This window comes from Psychrosphaera algicola, assembly GCF_028401425.1.
GTDB lineage: Bacteria > Pseudomonadota > Gammaproteobacteria > Enterobacterales > Alteromonadaceae > Psychrosphaera > Psychrosphaera algicola.
Genome location: NZ_JAQOMS010000002.1, coordinates 712,926 through 729,665 on the forward strand (window position 1 = coordinate 712,926; position 16,740 = coordinate 729,665).

Sequence of the window (16,740 nt, forward strand, 5' to 3'; positions counted from 1 at the left end):
AATACCTACTATTGGCCAATTTTGACGATGCCGATTAAATTCAAAAATACAAATAACACGGCAATTGGGGTAAACCATTTTAACGTAATAAACCAAACACTAAACAATTTGGCACTCATGTTCATTTCTTCAAAAACCGCCTCTTTTTTCATAATCCAAGCCACAAATATCGCGGTGGCTAATCCACCTAGAGGTAGCAATACGTCTGCGGTTAGATGATCAATTAGATCAAAATAGTTAGTGACATGTTTGCCAACAAAATTAAAGTCAAGTTTTGCCCACTCCGCGCCAGTAAACGAAAATACCGTTAACATACTGAAAAGCCATAGCGTTATTACAGCAAAAGCTGCAGCTTTTGCACGGGAGTACTCCATTTTTTCAACTAACCAAGCGACCGCAGATTCAACCATCGCAATTGCCGACGTAAATGCGGCAAACCCAAGCATAATGAAAAATAGTGTTCCAAAGACAGTACCGCCCCACATTTGACCAAAGGCGATTGGTAAACTTACAAATACTAAGTTAGGACCTTGGCTTGCTTCTAACCCATTACCAAACACTATTGGGTATATCGCAAGTCCGGCAATTAATGCAATAAGTGTATCTGCGATGGCGATAGCAACTACCGATTGTGCGATCGACGTTTTTTGAGGAAGATATGCGCCATAAATCATCATTGCACCAGACGCTAAACTTAACGTGAAGAATGCATGACCTAATGCGATCAAAACACCAGAATAAGTCAACTTTGAAAAATCAGGGGTAAACATAAAGTCGATAGTACGAGTAAAGTCGCCATTAAATGCTGCATATCCGGCGATAATGAGCAACAACACTAACATTGCAGGCATCGCGATAGAAACAGCCTTTTCAAGACCCATTTTTAAGCCTTTACCAACAATAATGCCAGTAAGCACTAGAACAAACGTCGTCCAGATAATTAACTTTATTGGATCCTGTAACAGGTTATTGAAAATTGACTCAATCTCCGCAGGAGACGCGTCAACAAACGCGCCAGAACCAGCTTCAAAGATATAAGAGACAGCCCATCCTGCAATGACAGAATAGAAAGATAAAATAAGGAAACCGGCAATAACGCCAAGCCAGCCAACAATACTCCAATTAATATTTGCACCGGCTTCAATTGCCAATGCTTTAACTGAATTACTCGGACTCTGACGCCCGCGTCGACCAATTAATACCTCAGCCATCATGACTGGAATACCAATGCCCAAAATACATAACAAGTAAACGAGAACAAAGGCCCCGCCCCCGTTTTCGCCCATAATATAAGGAAACTTCCAAATATTACCTAAACCTACTGCAGAACCAGTTGCCGCTAAAATAAATGCCAAGCGGCTAGACCATTGACCGTGATCAACATGTACAGATGACATGCATCCCCCTTACAGACGTAATGTTATTATTATTGTTTTATTAAAATAAAAAGCAGCACTAGGCTGCTTTCTTTTTAACTTTTATAGTTATTTTGTTACTTTAGCAAATTGGCCCGACGCTATTAGATCCGCCAATATACGTGCGGTTTCTTCTAAAAACGGGTCCAATTCATCTAATTTTTCTGGAGTGTCATCATCTAGTGATAAAACTTTATCGAACCCTAAGCGAGTTAGTCGTTCGTTAAGTCGAACTAAATCTTTAGTTTTACCTTTTTCTTTTTCCGCTAAACGAACTGCTTCATTAAGTGACACATATTTTTTAGTTTTCAGTTCTTGATATTCGGCAATATCTTTATCTAAGTAGACAAACTCAGGTTCATGAGCAATTCGATTTAAATGTCTTTGCGATAGAACTTTAACTTGATTGCTTATTTCTCTAGACGTTTTATACGTCACTGGACGAATATTATCCCATGGCAACGCATTTTCAGCTTGGCTCTCACCCCACTCCGCGGGTTCAACTGCTGATGGGAATAAAATGTCAGGAATAACACCTTTATGCTGTGTACTGCCGCCATTTATACGATAAAACTTAGCGACGGTAAATTGTACAGAGCCTAATTTTTTCTCCAATAAATCAAAACGGCGTGTCAAGCCGCGATGTTCTTGAACAGTCCCTTTACCAAAGGTTTGTTCACCAACAACTAATGCTCGTCCGTAGTCTTGTAAAGCTGCAGAGAATATCTCAGAAGCTGACGCACTGTATCTATCCACTAACACCGTAAGCGGACCGTCATAATACGTTATGCCATCATAATCACCGCGTACATCTACATTACCAACACCATTACGGATCTGAACAACAGGCCCTTTATCAATAAATAGGCCGGTTAACAATGACGCTTCCGTTAATGACCCGCCACCGTTTCCTCGAAGGTCAACAACGATGCCATCAACATTTTGGTCTTTGAGCTTTTTAATTTCGTTTTTAACGTCATTTGACAAGTTGTTATAAAAACTTGGAATGGTGATCACGCCAACTTTAGAGTCTAGTTCACCAATTTGAGATTCAAACACACTCGAATCAGCAGCTCGGTCTTCCAACCTCACTTTATCGCGAATGATTTTAACCTCTTTGTTATTTGAGGCCGTATTTTCGCCACGAACGATTTGAAGTCTAACCTCAGTACCCTTTTTACCCTTGATAAGTTCAACAACTTCATCTAGTCGCCAACCCACAATATCAACATAATCATCATCACCTTGAGCGACACCTACGATTTTGTCTTCCGGTTTCAGTTGCTCGGTTTTATCAGCCGGGCCGCTCTGAGACTAAACTCAGAATTACGGTAAATTCATCAACTGGTTTTAGAACGGCACCTATTCCCTCTAACTCAAGATTCATTTCCATTTGGAATCGATCTGCTCGTCGAGGTGATAAATAAGATGTATGAGCTTCAATGCTTCGAGCATAAGAGTTCATAATCAATTGAAATGCGTCTTCATTTTGCGTCTGTGAAAAACGACGCATGGTATTTACGTAACGCTTTGTCAAAGTTTCTTTGATTTGCTTTTCGTCTTTACCCGCTAACTTCAAATTTAACGCATCATATTTTACTTTCTGACGCCAAAATTCGTTAAGCTCTGCTTCTGTTTTTGCCCAAGGCGTATCTTCGCGGTCATAGTAAAAGTCGTCTTTAGATGTAAAATCCATTTTATTATCGAGTAATTTAATGGCTTTTTCTAAACGACTAATTCGTCGACGAATTGACTCTTCATAAAATTCAAATGCAAATGACAAATCTGCCATTTTCATTGCATCATCGAACTTAGTTACATGAGAGGCAAACGCATCTATATCTGACTGTAGAAAAACACTTTTGTTGTAATCGACAGTTTTAACAAACATTTCCCACATTTTTGCAGAAAGTTCATCATTTAGCTCAATCTTTTTATAGTGGTAACGAGAAAAACCGTTTACCACTCGTTGTATAGATTTTTTGTGCTGAGACTCTTGCTGCAAGTCTGGCGCTTCAAACTTAGTTACGTCAGACGATGCAAAAGTAAAACAAGAGGCAACTAAAGTTGCCGCTACAGAAATAGAAAATAGACGTTGGGCTAAATGCATAAAAACTCCTATGCTTGGAAAATATTTTCCTTGTTGACTTTCATCACAATTCCCGATGCCAATTGCACCGAAACTTCATCTTTAGAAGTTTCAACAATTGTCGCAGAAAGTGGTGAAGCCCCTAATTTGACCAATACGGTTTTACCATCACTAAAATCATCGTTTGCTACCAATGGTTTAGCTTCGGCCTTAGGTTTCGAGGTCGCTTGATTTGATTTTGGTTTTCTTTTTGGAGGATTACCAACAGATTTTGCAGGTTTTTTGTAAGTATTCTTGTCTTTGGGTGCCGCAGCCTTGCGTTTTTCTTTGAATTTCGCTTTGCTTTCAGCTAGTTGCGCTTTCGCGTGTTCAACATGTTCTTCAGTCAACGCTTCAAAGTCCGCACCGTCAACATCAACACGTTGGCCACCTTTAACAACCGCTTCTAGATAACGCCAGCTATTTGTGTAACGTCTTAGGGCATGTCTGATCTGTGTTTTAGAAACAGGATCGGCTTCTTCTAAGCGTTCAGCGATGTCACTAAAAATACCAATTTTAAGAGGTTTTGCTTCCCTTTTAAACTAAAACTATTTGGAAATTTATTCGCCAAAAATTCGATAACTTTATTTAAATCTGTTTTTTCTTGAGATTGCATCAATCGTACTCTATTTCATCTAATGTTTGGCCTACAAAATCAGCTAACCAACTTTCTAGTTCGTCAATTTCGTTTTCAATTACAAAATCTTGTCCTGCAACTGCGGCCCATAATTCGTCAAACAGCTCAGTCGCTGCTTCAAAGCTAATGTCTTCAGGCAAAAGATTATAAGCCTGAAATATTAAGGAATTTATACGTTCAGTAACTTCTTCCTCTTCACCATCCCAATCACCGACTATTTCAATACCGATTAAAAAGTCGCGAACATCTATGAGTTCTTTCATCTAGCTTACGCCCAGATTTCTTCAATAAATGTAACTAATGATTCGAGTCCAAGCTGATCATCTTTATCAAACCGAGACTCAATGGGACTGTCTATATCTAAAACAGCAACTACTACATCATTAACAACAATTGGCACCACAACTTCTGAACGGCTTGCTGCATCACATGCGATATGTCCGTCAAAATCATGCACATCTTCAACCAACATTGACTGTTGCGTTGAAACTGCCGTTCCACAAACGCCACGGCCAAACGGTATTCTTACACACGCTGCACGACCTTGAAATGGTCCTAAAACCAACTCTTGACGACTTTTGTCTACAGAATCGCCCACAACGTAGAATCCTGCCCAATTGATATCAGCTAATCGTTCAAATAGTACAGCACTTATGTTCGCTAAATTTGCAATTAAATTAGGCTCTGAGTCACACAAGGCTTTGATTTGACTATTTAACTCGCTGTAAAATTCCGCTTTGTTCAATTCACACCTATATTTTTATCGTTATCTTACTCTGTTTCAACCCGCTAAGTTACTCTGAAACGCGCAAAATTTAAAGAATAAGCTGAAAATAATGTCGCTTTAAAAGGCCAACTGAGTAAAAAAACCGCGGTTGTAACGTACAAATCAGTTCTAAGCTTGAAAAAACACGTTAGTCGTCATTTTTGGCCAATTTAATAAAATCAGTCCGATATTCATCTATCACTTCTAGTAGTGTATCTTTTTGCCTTTTAGTCATACTTTCGAGCAAATCTAAAGACCAATCTTGATATAAGTTTTTATTATGATCCTGAGCAGTAATTAAAGCCTCTGAACGATATGACGATAGCTCGGTAAAAAGTACGGTTAGTTGACTTTCACTTACGGACAAGTTTTGAGGTTGAACACCCAACCGGAATAACGACAACCAGCGTTTCTGTGATTCGATTCTCATCAACAACGTATCATTTAGTTCTTTTGTTAGTTGATCACGTCGTTGTTTCTGTGCGGGTGTTAATTTACCTAAAATGTCCTCGATTGCATCAAATCGATCACTATCATTTAGCTTTTCGGTTAATGTCTTTGCATTTTCTAAACGTTCACTATGTGTTTCTTGCTGATACGCTTCAATATTAGTTAAAAGTTGCTGTTTTTGATCAGTTGAAAGTTGGTTCAGCAATACTATTACTTTTTCAGCCGCTACGCTTTTATCCGTTCACCACTGGCCACTATTTTGTCGACAAGGCTTAACAAATCGTCGGTGTTATTTTGGGAAATAGCGATGGTTAAATCGTCTAGTATCACTACATATTTAGGTAATTCTTGTGTTCGGTGCCATTTAAAAAGGCTGGCTAATTCAGCTTTAAAGCTTTCTTCTTGGGGATCTGTTAGCTCAACAAAATCGTCAACCTTCCAAGCGATTAACCAATCCGCATAGTTATAAATGATTGTTGTACGACAACCCGATGTGAATAAAAGAACAAGAGTGACAACTAGAATTTGTCTGATCTGGTTTGGTTTAAATAAAGTTAGCCGCATTATTGTATGACCCAATGTTTAAAAGGCGAATCACCTAGTTGTAATCTCGTAATAGAGACGATGGTCAAAGCATCGTATGGAAAGCTTTAGATCCTCAATGATTACGTTATTGATGATGAAGATTGGGATTACAGACCAACTGAATTTAAATTTACGTGATTTAATTGATAATGCAATAATTATAAAATTGCAGAATAGGCCTTATTAATACGTGGCAAACACTTGCCTGTTTATGGGCAAAATATGTTTATATTCCAATATATTACGGTTACATATTGGAAGCTTACTCCTCAACATGTAATCCATAATCTAGAATATTAAGTGGTAAATAATATGTAGTGCTACGCCGACACCGTAACAAAATAGAGATAGTAAAAACATCGTGAAGTAAACCTCGATAAAATTACCAAATAATTTGACTGAGCGAGTCGGATTTATTCTGGATTTAATTTCTTCTCGGTTGTATTGGGTAAACACTGTCAGTAATTTTTTCATTATTCGAAGTGAAGTAAACACACTTGCAGCAATAAAAATACTCGTTATGGCGGGCCATTCAAGGGCATCAGCAACGAACAAACATAAAAATGTCGTCGCACTTACTGTCAAGAAAATTAACAGTTGCAGAGGTGATCCGTTTTCGTAACGCGCTTCATCAAGATTATCTAGAGACACAGCAGTAACCTATTTTAAAATTTGTTTAATTATTTAAACCCAACGAAAATAATACCCAATTGATATTATTACGTATTTCAAATTACAGCGACAACTAATTTTCATTTCGATTTAAATAAACTGCCATGTAATTATTAAATTCAGATTTAATTTATATCTTTGTTATTCTAATTAAACAAGTTTAATGCCACTATTTCTTTAACTTTAAAATAACAGCTTAATCGTCTAATTACCTTTGGTGCATTCTACTATTTTATAAGAACAAGGTTCTAACTTTTTCTCGATAACTTCGACTTACTCTAATTTCATGCCCATTCGAAATTTGGATTACGTATTCACCACTGCTCAACGTAAGTACTTTTTCACAGATGTGTTATTGACGAGTACCGAACGATGAACACGAACAAATAATTTCGGGTCAAGCTCTTCTTCCAGCTGTTTCATTGTTTTTCGGAGAATGTGTGTTTCCCCATCAGTACAATGAACGCACATATAGTCGCCTGCCGCATCTACCCATATGACTTCAGAGACAGGTAACCGAGTGGTTTCACCAACATCTTTTACCGAAATATAATTATTATATTCTTTAACTTCAATCTCTTCACCGTCCGCCAAATTTTTAATAATTGTTTCTGCGTCTGTACCTGTAAGTTGCGACATCATATCAATTAATTTATTTTGCTGGTGACTGAACATATCATTGTCTATTTGCGATCGGATCTTATTGATACATTCTAGAAGTCGAGCATCGTCCACAGGCTTTAACAAGTAGTCAATAGCGTGGACTTCAAATGCTTTGAGGGCAAATTGATCGTAAGCGGTAACGAACACAATCATTGGCATTACAATGTTGCGTTGTTGTAATTGATGGATAACATCAAAACCAGTTAGACTATAGGCATCTGAATATCTAAAAAACCAATTTAGGTTGTAATTCAACAATGACATCAATCGCTTCCGCACCATTGGAACATTGCGCTAAAAGCTCAATTTCTTCAAATTCTTTTAAGCGAATTGTTAACCCTTTTCTCGCCAAAGGCTCGTCATCTACAATGATTGTTTTAATTAGATTTTCCATTGATTATTTTGTCACGCTATTAAATTCTAACGGTAGCCTTATATTAACTTTTAGTCCATTTGGTTCATTATTAGAAATCGCAAATGAATAATCGTCATATAAAGTCTGAAGTCTTTCTTTAGTATTTGCCAATCCAACGCCCACACCTTTTGAACTTAATCCCGACTGTTCAGGGTTTAAACCTGATCCATCATCGCCAACTTCAAGGAGTAAATCGTGGCCAAACGTCTTAGCAACTATTTTGATTTTACCGCCATTTGTGTTGGCAGCAATAGCATATTTTATGGCATTTTCAATTAATGGCTGCAATAACAAGCTAGGCACTAATGCTTTTTCAGCTTCTTCCGATATGACCCATTCCACTTCTAGCCGTTCTTCAAAGCGGATCCGTTCGATTTCCAAATACAAGGAAAGCGCTTTAATCTCTTGTTTAAGCTCAACTTTCTTTATTGGATCTGTGTGTAGAGAATAACGTAAAAAATCACTTAGTTTTGTTACCATGCCGTTTGCTGTTTTATTTTCTTCACACAAAACGAGCGTTGATATGGCGTTTAATGTATTGAACAAAAAGTGTGGATTAAGCTGGTAACGTAACATTTTAAGCTGCGCTTCATTGGCCATGTTTGCCGCTTTTAAAGCTTTTTGTTTTTCTTTTTGTAACATTTGATAATACTTAATACCAAAATACAAACCACTCCAGCACAGTACGATATAGAAACTGCCTAGTGTGTTGGTAAAATAGTAAATCCAATCGTCAGGTTTCCAGCCAAATTTGTAAAATTGCCAGTATGAAAAGTTTTGGAAAACGCCCCATGCAGTACCAACTAGATAAGACGCTCCTATAATAGTCATTATCAACTTCCACGGTTGCATATCCCATACTTTTTGGTAAAGGTAACGTAGTGGTAAAGTTAACATCGCTCCAACATAGGCATTTGATAATATGATAAAGACATAACTATCACGCATATCATTCATAAATGAGCCAATGTAATGGACTAAGGCAAAACCAATCCAACCACCAATATGGAGTACCCAAAAGAATTGGCGTCTGTCTTCTACTAATCGATCAAAATTCAAAATACGGCTCGCTTCGAACAAAGGTTCGACTAAAACTACTTACTTTCATTATAAATGTATTATGTAATGGCACATCACCAATCGACTCGTAAGATATGCCATTTAACGCAGTTTTAAATGTATCGTTAGTATTTAATATGAAATTTTCTAAATATGTGGCATAAAATCCAGGCTGGTCCAATTAACAAAAATTGAAGGTCTTTGAAAAACGACGGTTTCTTTCCTTCAATCTCGTGTCCAACAAACTGTAAAATCCAAGCTATCACAAATATGCCAACGGAAAGCGTAAGTATCCCCATCTCAAAGCTTTGAGTCCACCAGCGTACAAACGCAAAACAAAAGATTATAAATAAACTCATGCCAATGCCGACAGAAATAGACAATCTAAAATAGAATGCAGCCACAAAAACTGAAATTAATGTTGCTACGTTGATCCAATCCGAACCAGTGTCAAACGGCAAAGGAACCGTCCATAACATACCAATTACCGACAAAAAGATTGCTGGCACACATAAGTAATGTATTAGCTTGTTGGTTTTATTCTGGTGGCTAACTCGGTATTCTTTTAGCCAATCTCTAATTGTCTTCATGGTTTGCCCTACCCTAAAATTTTTTAGTCACTTTATCTGGATCGTCTGACCAGTTCAACTAAGGAATTCCAACTTAGTCAATTAGCGCTACTACAACTCTACGCCACCTAACACCGGAGTCGGTTTACGGTCATCATCTAAAGCGACAAATTTAAACGAACCAGATATTGCACGATGCTTTTCATCTTCATACATTTTTTCAATTAGTACGTTAACTTCTACAACTAAACTTGTGCGACCAATATTAGCGATACTCGCAACCAGTTCAACAATACTCCCAGCTGGGATAGGTTCTTTGAAATCAACTCGATCCGAAGAAATAGTTACCAGAGGTTTACGGCAAAAACGTGTGGCACAAATAAACGCAACTTCATCCATCCAAGCCAATGCTTCACCACCAAATAGCGTATTGTGATGATTTGTTCGACTAGGAAAGACCGTTTTCGTTGTGAAGGTTGTGGCGTAGTTGATTCTTGCCTGTACTTTTTCTGATACTTCCATAAATAACTCACTTGTTTGCAATAATTATCTTATTATAAACTGATCTGATGCGGAAACCTGCCATTCTTTTCCCGCCTAGTTAACTAATTTGGACGTTATTTTATGACCGCAGTACATTATCACATCGCCATCGAAGACCCGAACCAACATCTATTTGCCATTAAAATTGATATCACACCACAGAACTCTGATGATATAAAAATTTCACTACCGAATTGGATCCCGGGAAGCTACATGATCCGTGACTTTGCAAAACATATTCTTGATTTCGACGTCTCCGATGCGCATGGTAAGTTAACGCACTTAGCTGATTCGAAAAGCGGTTATGTTATTAAGCATAACAACCAGCCTTTTTCGATTAGCTATCATGTCTATGCTTTTGACTTAAGTGTGAGAAAAGCTTATTTAGATCAGGAGTTTGGGTTTATAAATCCAGCGAGTTCTTTATTTCAAATTGACCAAATGGCTGACCAGCCTTGTTTGGTGACATTATTGCCACCACCAATTGAATTAACTCTTTGCAAAGACTGGTTACCAGCAACAGGTTTGACATCTACATCTAATAAATCCCCTTTTAGTTATGGTGATTTTTCGGCCGACAGTTACTTACTATTAACAGACTATCCAATCATGTATGGCGACTTGGATATCGCAGAGTTTGCCATAGACAATGTGCCTCATTATCTTGTAACCGTAGGACGTCATTTTGGCGAACTGAACCGTGTTGTTAAAGATTTAAAACCACTTTGTGAATACCACGCAGAAACCTTTGGCGGATTGCCAAAAGATTTGGATCAATATCTGTTTATGACTATGGTCACCGATACTGGTTTTGGCGGTTTAGAGCATCTTAATTCAACTGCTTTGGTTTGCAGTCGTTTCGATATTCCAAACGCAGAACAACCGATTAATGAAGATTACACAACCTTTCTGAGCCTTTGTAGCCATGAATATTTGCACACCTGGAATGTGAAAAGATTAAAGCCTAAGGAGTTTACGCCATATAAATTAAACCAAGAGGTTTATACTGAGCAACTCTGGTTTTACGAAGGCATGACAAGTTACTTTGACGATTTGAGTTTGGTGCAAACGGGAACAATTCCGCAACAACAATATCTCGATTTATTGGCAAAAACGTTTACCCGTATTGAAAAAGGCCTTGGCCAATTGCGTCAATCTGTTACAGAGAGCAGTTACCATACTTGGACAAAGTTTTACCAGCAGGATCACACGGCACCGGATCAAATTGTCAGTTATTACCAAAAAGGCGCTGCTATCGCTTGTTTAGTTGACCTTGTGCTTATCCAGCAATCTCAAGGTAAACAGTCATTACGAACGCTAATGTTAGAAGCGTGGCAGTTGTTTGGAAAAAATGGGATAGGTACAACGCAACATGATTTAGAACACCTATTTTTAACTTTCTTAGGTGAGCAACATAAAGATTGGTTAACAGAATTGTTGTATGGAAAATCCAAAGTTGAGTTAGCTCCCTTATTCCTTCGTGCAGGTATTGAAGTCAATAAATTTACGCAAACAGATACTACACAAACCCATGGCAATGCAATAACAGAACACAAGGTACAAAATTGGTTAGGCGCTGTAACTTCAGATAAATCAGGAAACCTAGTTGTTAAGCAGCTATTCGCTAATTCACCCGCAGAAAAAGCGGGGGTCGCTGTAGGTGATGAACTGTTGGCTATTGATAACATCAGGCTAACGGCAAAAAACTTGCAAGTCGTGATTAACTCAGTAGCGACGCCAACCTCTACAATTCATTATTTTAGAAAGGACCAACTATTGAGCAGAGAACTGCAACTTGAGTCGTCTCCAGCATTTTTAGTACAACTTAAAGTAAAAGACCAAGCTAAACTCGACCTTTGGTTAAAACCATAGTTCATTTTAATCAGCCATAAAAAACGTTACGGCATTAGATGCAGTAACGTTTTTTTGTGTATTCGATTGAGGCCGTTTACGCTATTTCAAAAGTAACTGTGGGTCGAGTCGCCGAGTAAACCAATTTAAACGCCAATCTAGGTGAGCACCGGTTACCCGACCCGTAGCGCCAATTTCTGCAATTTTTTCACCCTGTTCAACAACAGTTCCAACCGCAACATCAATTTTGCTTAAATGAATATACGTTGATGTAATCCCCATGCCGTGATCTATTATTAACGTCCCACCTGAATAATATAAATCAGGTTCAGCTAAAACCACTGTTCCACTCCACGGCGCGACAACAGGACTCCCTGTAGGTGCAGCAATATCAAGTCCAAAATGTGGTCGTTTTGGCACCCCATTAAAAACTCGCTGAGAACCATACACACCACTTATTCGGCCTTTAGCCGGTTGAATGACATCTTCTATAAAATCCAGTCGGTATGTCATTTTAGCGCGAGCAGCTTTAACTAATCCGGCTTCCTGACTAATACGAGATAACACTTCTTTTGGAGGGCTTACATATTTACTCGCGACGCCATTCACCTTATCTATATCGTACTCTCTGGATTCGATGGACAAATTTTGATTAAACAAAGTGCCATCAGCAAATTCCAGCGACAAAATATCAACAGGTTCAGCGTCTCGACCAAACCCAAAAACCACTAAGCGTTTATCATTGTATAAAGGCAAATCAACAGAACCAAGTTTGGCCTTCACTAATTCTTTGTCAGTGATAGCATAAACTAAGCCGCCTTGGATCAGGTTGCCAGTGAGTTTTACCTGTGGTTCAACTGCATTAACATTTAAGTTAACTATAAGCAGATAAGACTAAGTATCCATACAATTACACTACGCACTTGCAATCGCTCCTTTTGCGACACCTTCATAGGCGACGACGCGATATTCATTGTTTGGGTTTTCAGATTTTAACTTTTCCGCTAAATATTGGGCTATAAGCTCAACAGTACTGTCAATTGGCATCACATAAATACGATTGCTTTCCAGTGCAATTTCAAATTTGCCCTGAGAAGATTCATATTTAAAGGCTCGTTGCGATGCCGTTGCCGTGATCAATTCAAGCTCATTTGCGTTAACTTCATCTTCGGATGTGGCAACATAAATGTCTTCCCAGCGTGAAGAATATAATTTCTCTAATCGTGGACTTTTCATGCCATTTTCAAAAATTTGTATTTTTGAACGGTGACCATGAGCGATACGTTGGCAGTTCCCGTCATGCTTCTTTAATCCATGGGTATAGTGATAATAAAATCCACTGATATCTTCAGGGCGCAGTGACAGTTCTACTTTTTTAACATTATCCGGCAATTGCGGTTTTATCACCGAGGCTAAATGCGTGATCACATCATCCATTGTTATATCACTGGAGTCGATAAAACAGTAAGCATCTTGGGGGCTAGAAATTGCTATACGTTGGCCAACGTCGTCGATAAATTCAACACGAATGTAATCAGTGTTTTCTACGTGTTCAATTTTTGACCCAGAAAATTCTGAAGGTATAACCAATTTATGGTCAACAGTATCGTCAATAATGCGCTTTACTTGTTTTTTACCTTGCCAAAATCAAGCACCATATTTTGCTCGTCTAGTTCGCCATGTAGCGTAAGGTCTACTATCCAACTTTCACCCACCATGCCTCTTTTGGTACATAAGTAAGAAAAATCAATTACAGTTAGATCGTTTACAAACAGTTGCATTATTGTCTCTCGTCTTTCAAGTTGACGGTATTATACGGATTTCAGGCATTTCTCGCATTATTTGTTTTAAACCTTGGCAGATTTTTTTGTTTATTCCATAGTGTAGGTGCCATTTAAGGAAATTAATGAATGAAAAAAATATTCACTGCCAACAATAATATTGAACTCGAGCCATATAAAGCGATGCTTTCAGAGGCTAATATAAAGTTTTTAGTTAAAAACGAATTTGCTATGGCTACCGTCGGGGAAATCCCAGTAAATGAAAGTTGGCCACAAATTTGGGCCATCGAAAATCAATTTGCTGATAATGCGCGACAATTATGTGTCGAACTAGAAAAAATGATTTTAGCCGATAAAGATGATTGGCTATGCCTAGGAGTGTGGAGAAAACAATGGCGGCAATTTTGAATTTTGTTGGCAATGCGGTGACTAACATACGCCCAATCTAACGTCGATAAATTGTAAATTGGGATAAAGGGCACCGCTTCTTTTTGTTTGCTCAGTAAAGATTACCAGCTACCTGTATTTGCCATAGAAAGCCAAGGTTCCTTTGGAGGTAAAGACCCATCTTTTTGGATAAGTTCAATTGATATGCCATCGGGAGAACGAACAAATGCCATGTGTCCGCAACGTGGTGGACGGTTAATCGTGACGCCTAAATCCATTAAATGTTGACATAAAGCGTATATGTCATCGACACGAAATGCCAAATGCCCAAAGTTACGTCCACCAGTATACGCTTCTGGATCCCAATTATAGGTAAGCTCTATAGTTGGCTTTTTGGTGGCCATTGCCTCTTCGAGTTGATCCGGGGCGGCTAAAAATACAAGCGTGAAACGGCCTTTTTCATTGTCAGTTCTTGATACTTCTTTTAACCCCAGTCCGTCACAATAAAATTGCATTGATTGCTCTAAATTTTGGACTCTCACCATCGTATGTACGTATTCCATTCATTGAACCCTATTTTCAATTGTTAATTACTGCGTATAATGCGCGCCACTTTATCGAATGGCAAGTAAGGCGTTATGCGGATCATACTCGCACCTATGGAAGGTGTTATCGATCATATTATGCGGGACCTACTCACACAATTGGGTGGCATTGATTTGTGCATGACTGAATTTGTTCGCATCGTTGACCAAAAGTTGCCAGACCGCGTGTTTTACCGCCTCAGTCCAGAACTCTACGAGCAGGGTAAAACGCCAAGCGGCACGTCTGTACGTATCCAGTTATTAGGCTAGGATCCCGATTGGTTAGCTGAAAATGCCGCAGTAGCGACACGATTAGGAAGTCCGGGCATCGACCTTAATTTTGGTTGCCCCGCTAAACTTGTCAATAAAAATAAAGGCGGCGCTATTTTACTTCGTGAACCTGAAACACTTTACAAAATAATGAAGTCTGTACGCGAAGCGGTACCAGCCCATTTGCCTACTACTGCCAAAATGAGACTTGGATTTGAAGACAAAACGTTAGCCATCGAAAATGCTCAAGCATTAGCGGAAGGCGGGGCTACAGAAATTGCTGTACATGCCAGAACTAAAACAGAGGGCTATAAACCACCAGCCTATTGGCCTTGGATTGCAAAGATTAAACAATCTGTCGAATGCAATGTCATCGCTAATGGCGAGATTTGGGATCCAGTAAATGCGAAACAATGTTTAAAAGAGTCAACCTGTAACGACTTAATGTTAGGACGTGGTGCCCTTGCAACACCAAATTTGGCCAGTTGGATAAAAGGTACTCAAGAGAAAATGCCGTGGTCAGAATTAATGACCTTTCTCATTAGATACTCCAATTACCAGGTTGAAGGCGACAAAGGCTTATATTATTCAAATCGAATTAAACAATGGTTGGTTTATATTCGTCTACAATATCCTCAAGCGCAAAGCTTGTTTCAGTCGGTTCGAACCATTCGGAAAACTCCGGATATGATTAATGCGCTTAAAGCCGCGCAAATAGTCAGCCAAACGGCGAAATAACAACGGCTACACTCAATAACAACGCTTACAACCGGCCCTGATAAAACAACGCGTTAATGGGAAATAGGCAAGCCAGCAAACTCCCAATTAAGTAAGCCACCTTTTACATTTGCAACTTTCTCGAAACCATTTTGCTTTAACATATTTACCGCTAGCGCAGAACGCTTTCCAGACCGACATAACGCCACTACAGGGGTTGATTTATCCAATGTTTGATATTTATCCTTTAGCTCCGCCAATGGAATAACAATCGCCCCTTCAACCCTTTGCATAGTTACTTCGTCTAACTCTCTCACATCCACTAACTGTATATTCTCCATCGAGCAAACAACCCATTGCGGCGACACTTCATAAATTCCCGCATACGTTAATGTCAAAGGCGCCCAAGTGGGTAAATTTAGATCCGTATCTGTTTTTCCACTTTTTAAATTGGCAGGTAGAGCAATATCAATAAATTTAGGATGGGGCAGCGTCATATTTTGCATATAACCCAAAAAGTCTGATTCACTCGCCAAACCACCGATCCGAGGGTTGTGATTTTTTCTTCCAGAACAGAAGTCGATGTTCGACCGGAGTAATCATGTGCAGGGTATAACGTATAATCATCTGGCAAGGTAAAAATTTGTTTTTTGATCGATGCAAAGAGTCGGCTTGCACTGCCCTGTTGGAAATCACATCGACCACAACCACGAATTAACAAGGTATCGCCAGTAAAAGCTAATTTAGCACTATGGCACACATAAGTTAAGCAACCATCAGTATGCCCAGATGTTGCCCTTACCTCCAATGTAATGTCTCCAACGGTAATGACATCACCTTGCGTAAAATGAAGATCGGTATTTTCGGCTTGAATCACCGCTGCCGAGCCAATTTGACAACCAAAACGTTGCTTTAACAGCCAACTCGCTGTGACATGGTCAGCATGACAATGGGTATCTATTGAATATTGCAGTGTTAACCCTAATTCTTCTATTAAGGCACTATCTCGATTAGTTTGTTCAAATACTGGATCAATAATAATGGCTTTTTTACTACTTAAGTCGCCTAACAAATATGTATAAGTACTTGATTGAACATCAAACAACTGTCTAAAAATCATCATATTACTCCGTTGTCATTTAGAAATAACACCTAAAATTGGCGAATCTACTCAATATTATGTCGCTATAATATACCGTAGCGTTACATAGTCCATAATGAACTAAATTATATCTTAATTGAAGTTTG

At 38.7% G+C, this 16,740-nt stretch carries 15 protein-coding genes and 5 pseudogenes; 3 read left to right on the forward strand and 17 right to left on the reverse strand.

Annotated elements, in window-relative coordinates; translation table 11 throughout:
* Positions 1-8: 8 nt before the first annotated feature.
* The 12 genes and pseudogenes from PN838_RS03810 to PN838_RS03865 all read right to left on the reverse strand — a co-directional run bounded on the left by PN838_RS03810 (position 9) and on the right by PN838_RS03865 (position 9,881).
* Positions 9-1,397, reverse strand: a complete 1,389-nt coding sequence (locus PN838_RS03810) for a sodium-dependent transporter (protein WP_272179815.1) — start codon at positions 1,395-1,397, stop codon at positions 9-11.
* Positions 1,398-1,484: 87 nt separating this feature from the next.
* Positions 1,485-3,525 (reverse strand): annotated as a pseudogene (gene prc / locus PN838_RS26965) (carboxy terminal-processing peptidase).
* An 8-nt stretch (positions 3,526-3,533) separates the two neighbouring features.
* Positions 3,534-4,159: pseudogene (gene proQ, locus PN838_RS03820) on the reverse strand (RNA chaperone ProQ).
* A complete protein-coding gene (locus PN838_RS03825) occupies positions 4,159-4,443 on the reverse strand; it encodes a hypothetical protein (protein ID WP_215962342.1) in 285 nt (94 codons plus the stop codon). The pseudogene proQ and the gene PN838_RS03825 overlap by 1 nt, the downstream one beginning before the upstream one ends.
* A gap of 5 nt (positions 4,444-4,448) precedes the next feature.
* Positions 4,449-4,925 (reverse strand): free L-methionine (R)-S-oxide reductase MsrC, encoded by a 477-nt coding sequence (gene msrC, locus PN838_RS03830; RefSeq protein ID WP_272179816.1) that lies wholly within the window; start codon positions 4,923-4,925, stop codon positions 4,449-4,451.
* A gap of 169 nt (positions 4,926-5,094) precedes the next feature.
* Positions 5,095-5,601: a hypothetical protein gene (locus PN838_RS03835; protein ID WP_272179817.1), complete on the reverse strand. Its 507-nt coding sequence runs from the start codon at positions 5,599-5,601 to the stop codon at positions 5,095-5,097.
* Between the two features lie 20 nt (positions 5,602-5,621).
* Positions 5,622-5,960 carry a hypothetical protein gene (locus PN838_RS03840; protein ID WP_272179818.1) on the reverse strand — a complete coding sequence of 113 codons (339 nt, stop codon included), beginning with the start codon at positions 5,958-5,960 and terminating at the stop codon, positions 5,622-5,624.
* A gap of 309 nt (positions 5,961-6,269) precedes the next feature.
* On the reverse strand, positions 6,270-6,632 hold the full coding sequence (locus PN838_RS03845; protein ID WP_215962339.1) for a hypothetical protein: 363 nt from the start codon (positions 6,630-6,632) through the stop codon (positions 6,270-6,272).
* Positions 6,633-6,885: 253 nt separating this feature from the next.
* Positions 6,886-7,710, reverse strand: a pseudogene (locus tag PN838_RS03850) (LytR/AlgR family response regulator transcription factor).
* A gap of 3 nt (positions 7,711-7,713) precedes the next feature.
* Complete coding sequence (locus PN838_RS03855; RefSeq protein ID WP_272179819.1) at positions 7,714-8,790, reverse strand: sensor histidine kinase; 1,077 nt, start codon at positions 8,788-8,790, stop codon at positions 7,714-7,716.
* 125 nt (positions 8,791-8,915) lie between these two features.
* Positions 8,916-9,380, reverse strand: a complete 465-nt coding sequence (locus PN838_RS03860) for an Mpo1 family 2-hydroxy fatty acid dioxygenase (protein ID WP_215962336.1) — start codon at positions 9,378-9,380, stop codon at positions 8,916-8,918.
* A 90-nt stretch (positions 9,381-9,470) separates the two neighbouring features.
* On the reverse strand, positions 9,471-9,881 hold the full coding sequence (locus PN838_RS03865; RefSeq protein WP_272179820.1) for an acyl-CoA thioesterase: 411 nt from the start codon (positions 9,879-9,881) through the stop codon (positions 9,471-9,473).
* Between the two features lie 102 nt (positions 9,882-9,983).
* On the opposite strand from PN838_RS03865, the gene PN838_RS03870 reads away from it, so the two are divergent.
* Entirely contained in the window at positions 9,984-11,774 is a 1,791-nt protein-coding gene (locus tag PN838_RS03870; RefSeq protein WP_272179821.1) for a M61 family metallopeptidase, read from the forward strand.
* An 81-nt stretch (positions 11,775-11,855) separates the two neighbouring features.
* Here the strand turns inward: PN838_RS03870 and PN838_RS03875 are convergent, their stop codons facing one another.
* Both PN838_RS03875 and PN838_RS03880 read right to left on the reverse strand, forming a co-directional pair.
* Entirely contained in the window at positions 11,856-12,641 is a 786-nt protein-coding gene (locus PN838_RS03875) for a M23 family metallopeptidase (RefSeq protein ID WP_272182509.1), read from the reverse strand.
* A 27-nt stretch (positions 12,642-12,668) separates the two neighbouring features.
* Positions 12,669-13,534, reverse strand: a pseudogene (locus PN838_RS03880) (6-carboxytetrahydropterin synthase).
* A 129-nt stretch (positions 13,535-13,663) separates the two neighbouring features.
* Here PN838_RS03880 and PN838_RS03885 point away from each other — a divergent pair.
* Positions 13,664-13,942 carry a putative signal transducing protein gene (locus PN838_RS03885; protein WP_272179822.1) on the forward strand — a complete coding sequence of 93 codons (279 nt, stop codon included), beginning with the start codon at positions 13,664-13,666 and terminating at the stop codon, positions 13,940-13,942.
* A gap of 101 nt (positions 13,943-14,043) precedes the next feature.
* Here PN838_RS03885 and PN838_RS03890 read toward each other — a convergent pair whose 3' ends face one another.
* Positions 14,044-14,484, reverse strand: a complete 441-nt coding sequence (locus PN838_RS03890) for a VOC family protein (RefSeq protein ID WP_215962331.1) — start codon at positions 14,482-14,484, stop codon at positions 14,044-14,046.
* 75 nt (positions 14,485-14,559) lie between these two features.
* On the opposite strand from PN838_RS03890, the pseudogene PN838_RS03895 reads away from it, so the two are divergent.
* Positions 14,560-15,513: pseudogene (locus PN838_RS03895) on the forward strand (tRNA-dihydrouridine synthase).
* Between the two features lie 53 nt (positions 15,514-15,566).
* Here PN838_RS03895 and PN838_RS03900 read toward each other — a convergent pair.
* Both PN838_RS03900 and PN838_RS03905 read right to left on the reverse strand, forming a co-directional pair.
* A complete protein-coding gene (locus tag PN838_RS03900) occupies positions 15,567-15,989 on the reverse strand; it encodes a rhodanese-like domain-containing protein (protein WP_272179823.1) in 423 nt (140 codons plus the stop codon).
* Positions 15,986-16,615, reverse strand: coding sequence for an MBL fold metallo-hydrolase (locus tag PN838_RS03905; protein WP_272179824.1), 630 nt, complete (start codon positions 16,613-16,615; stop codon positions 15,986-15,988). Before PN838_RS03905 ends, PN838_RS03900 begins: the two co-directional genes overlap by 4 nt.
* Between the last annotated feature and the right edge of the window lie 125 nt (positions 16,616-16,740).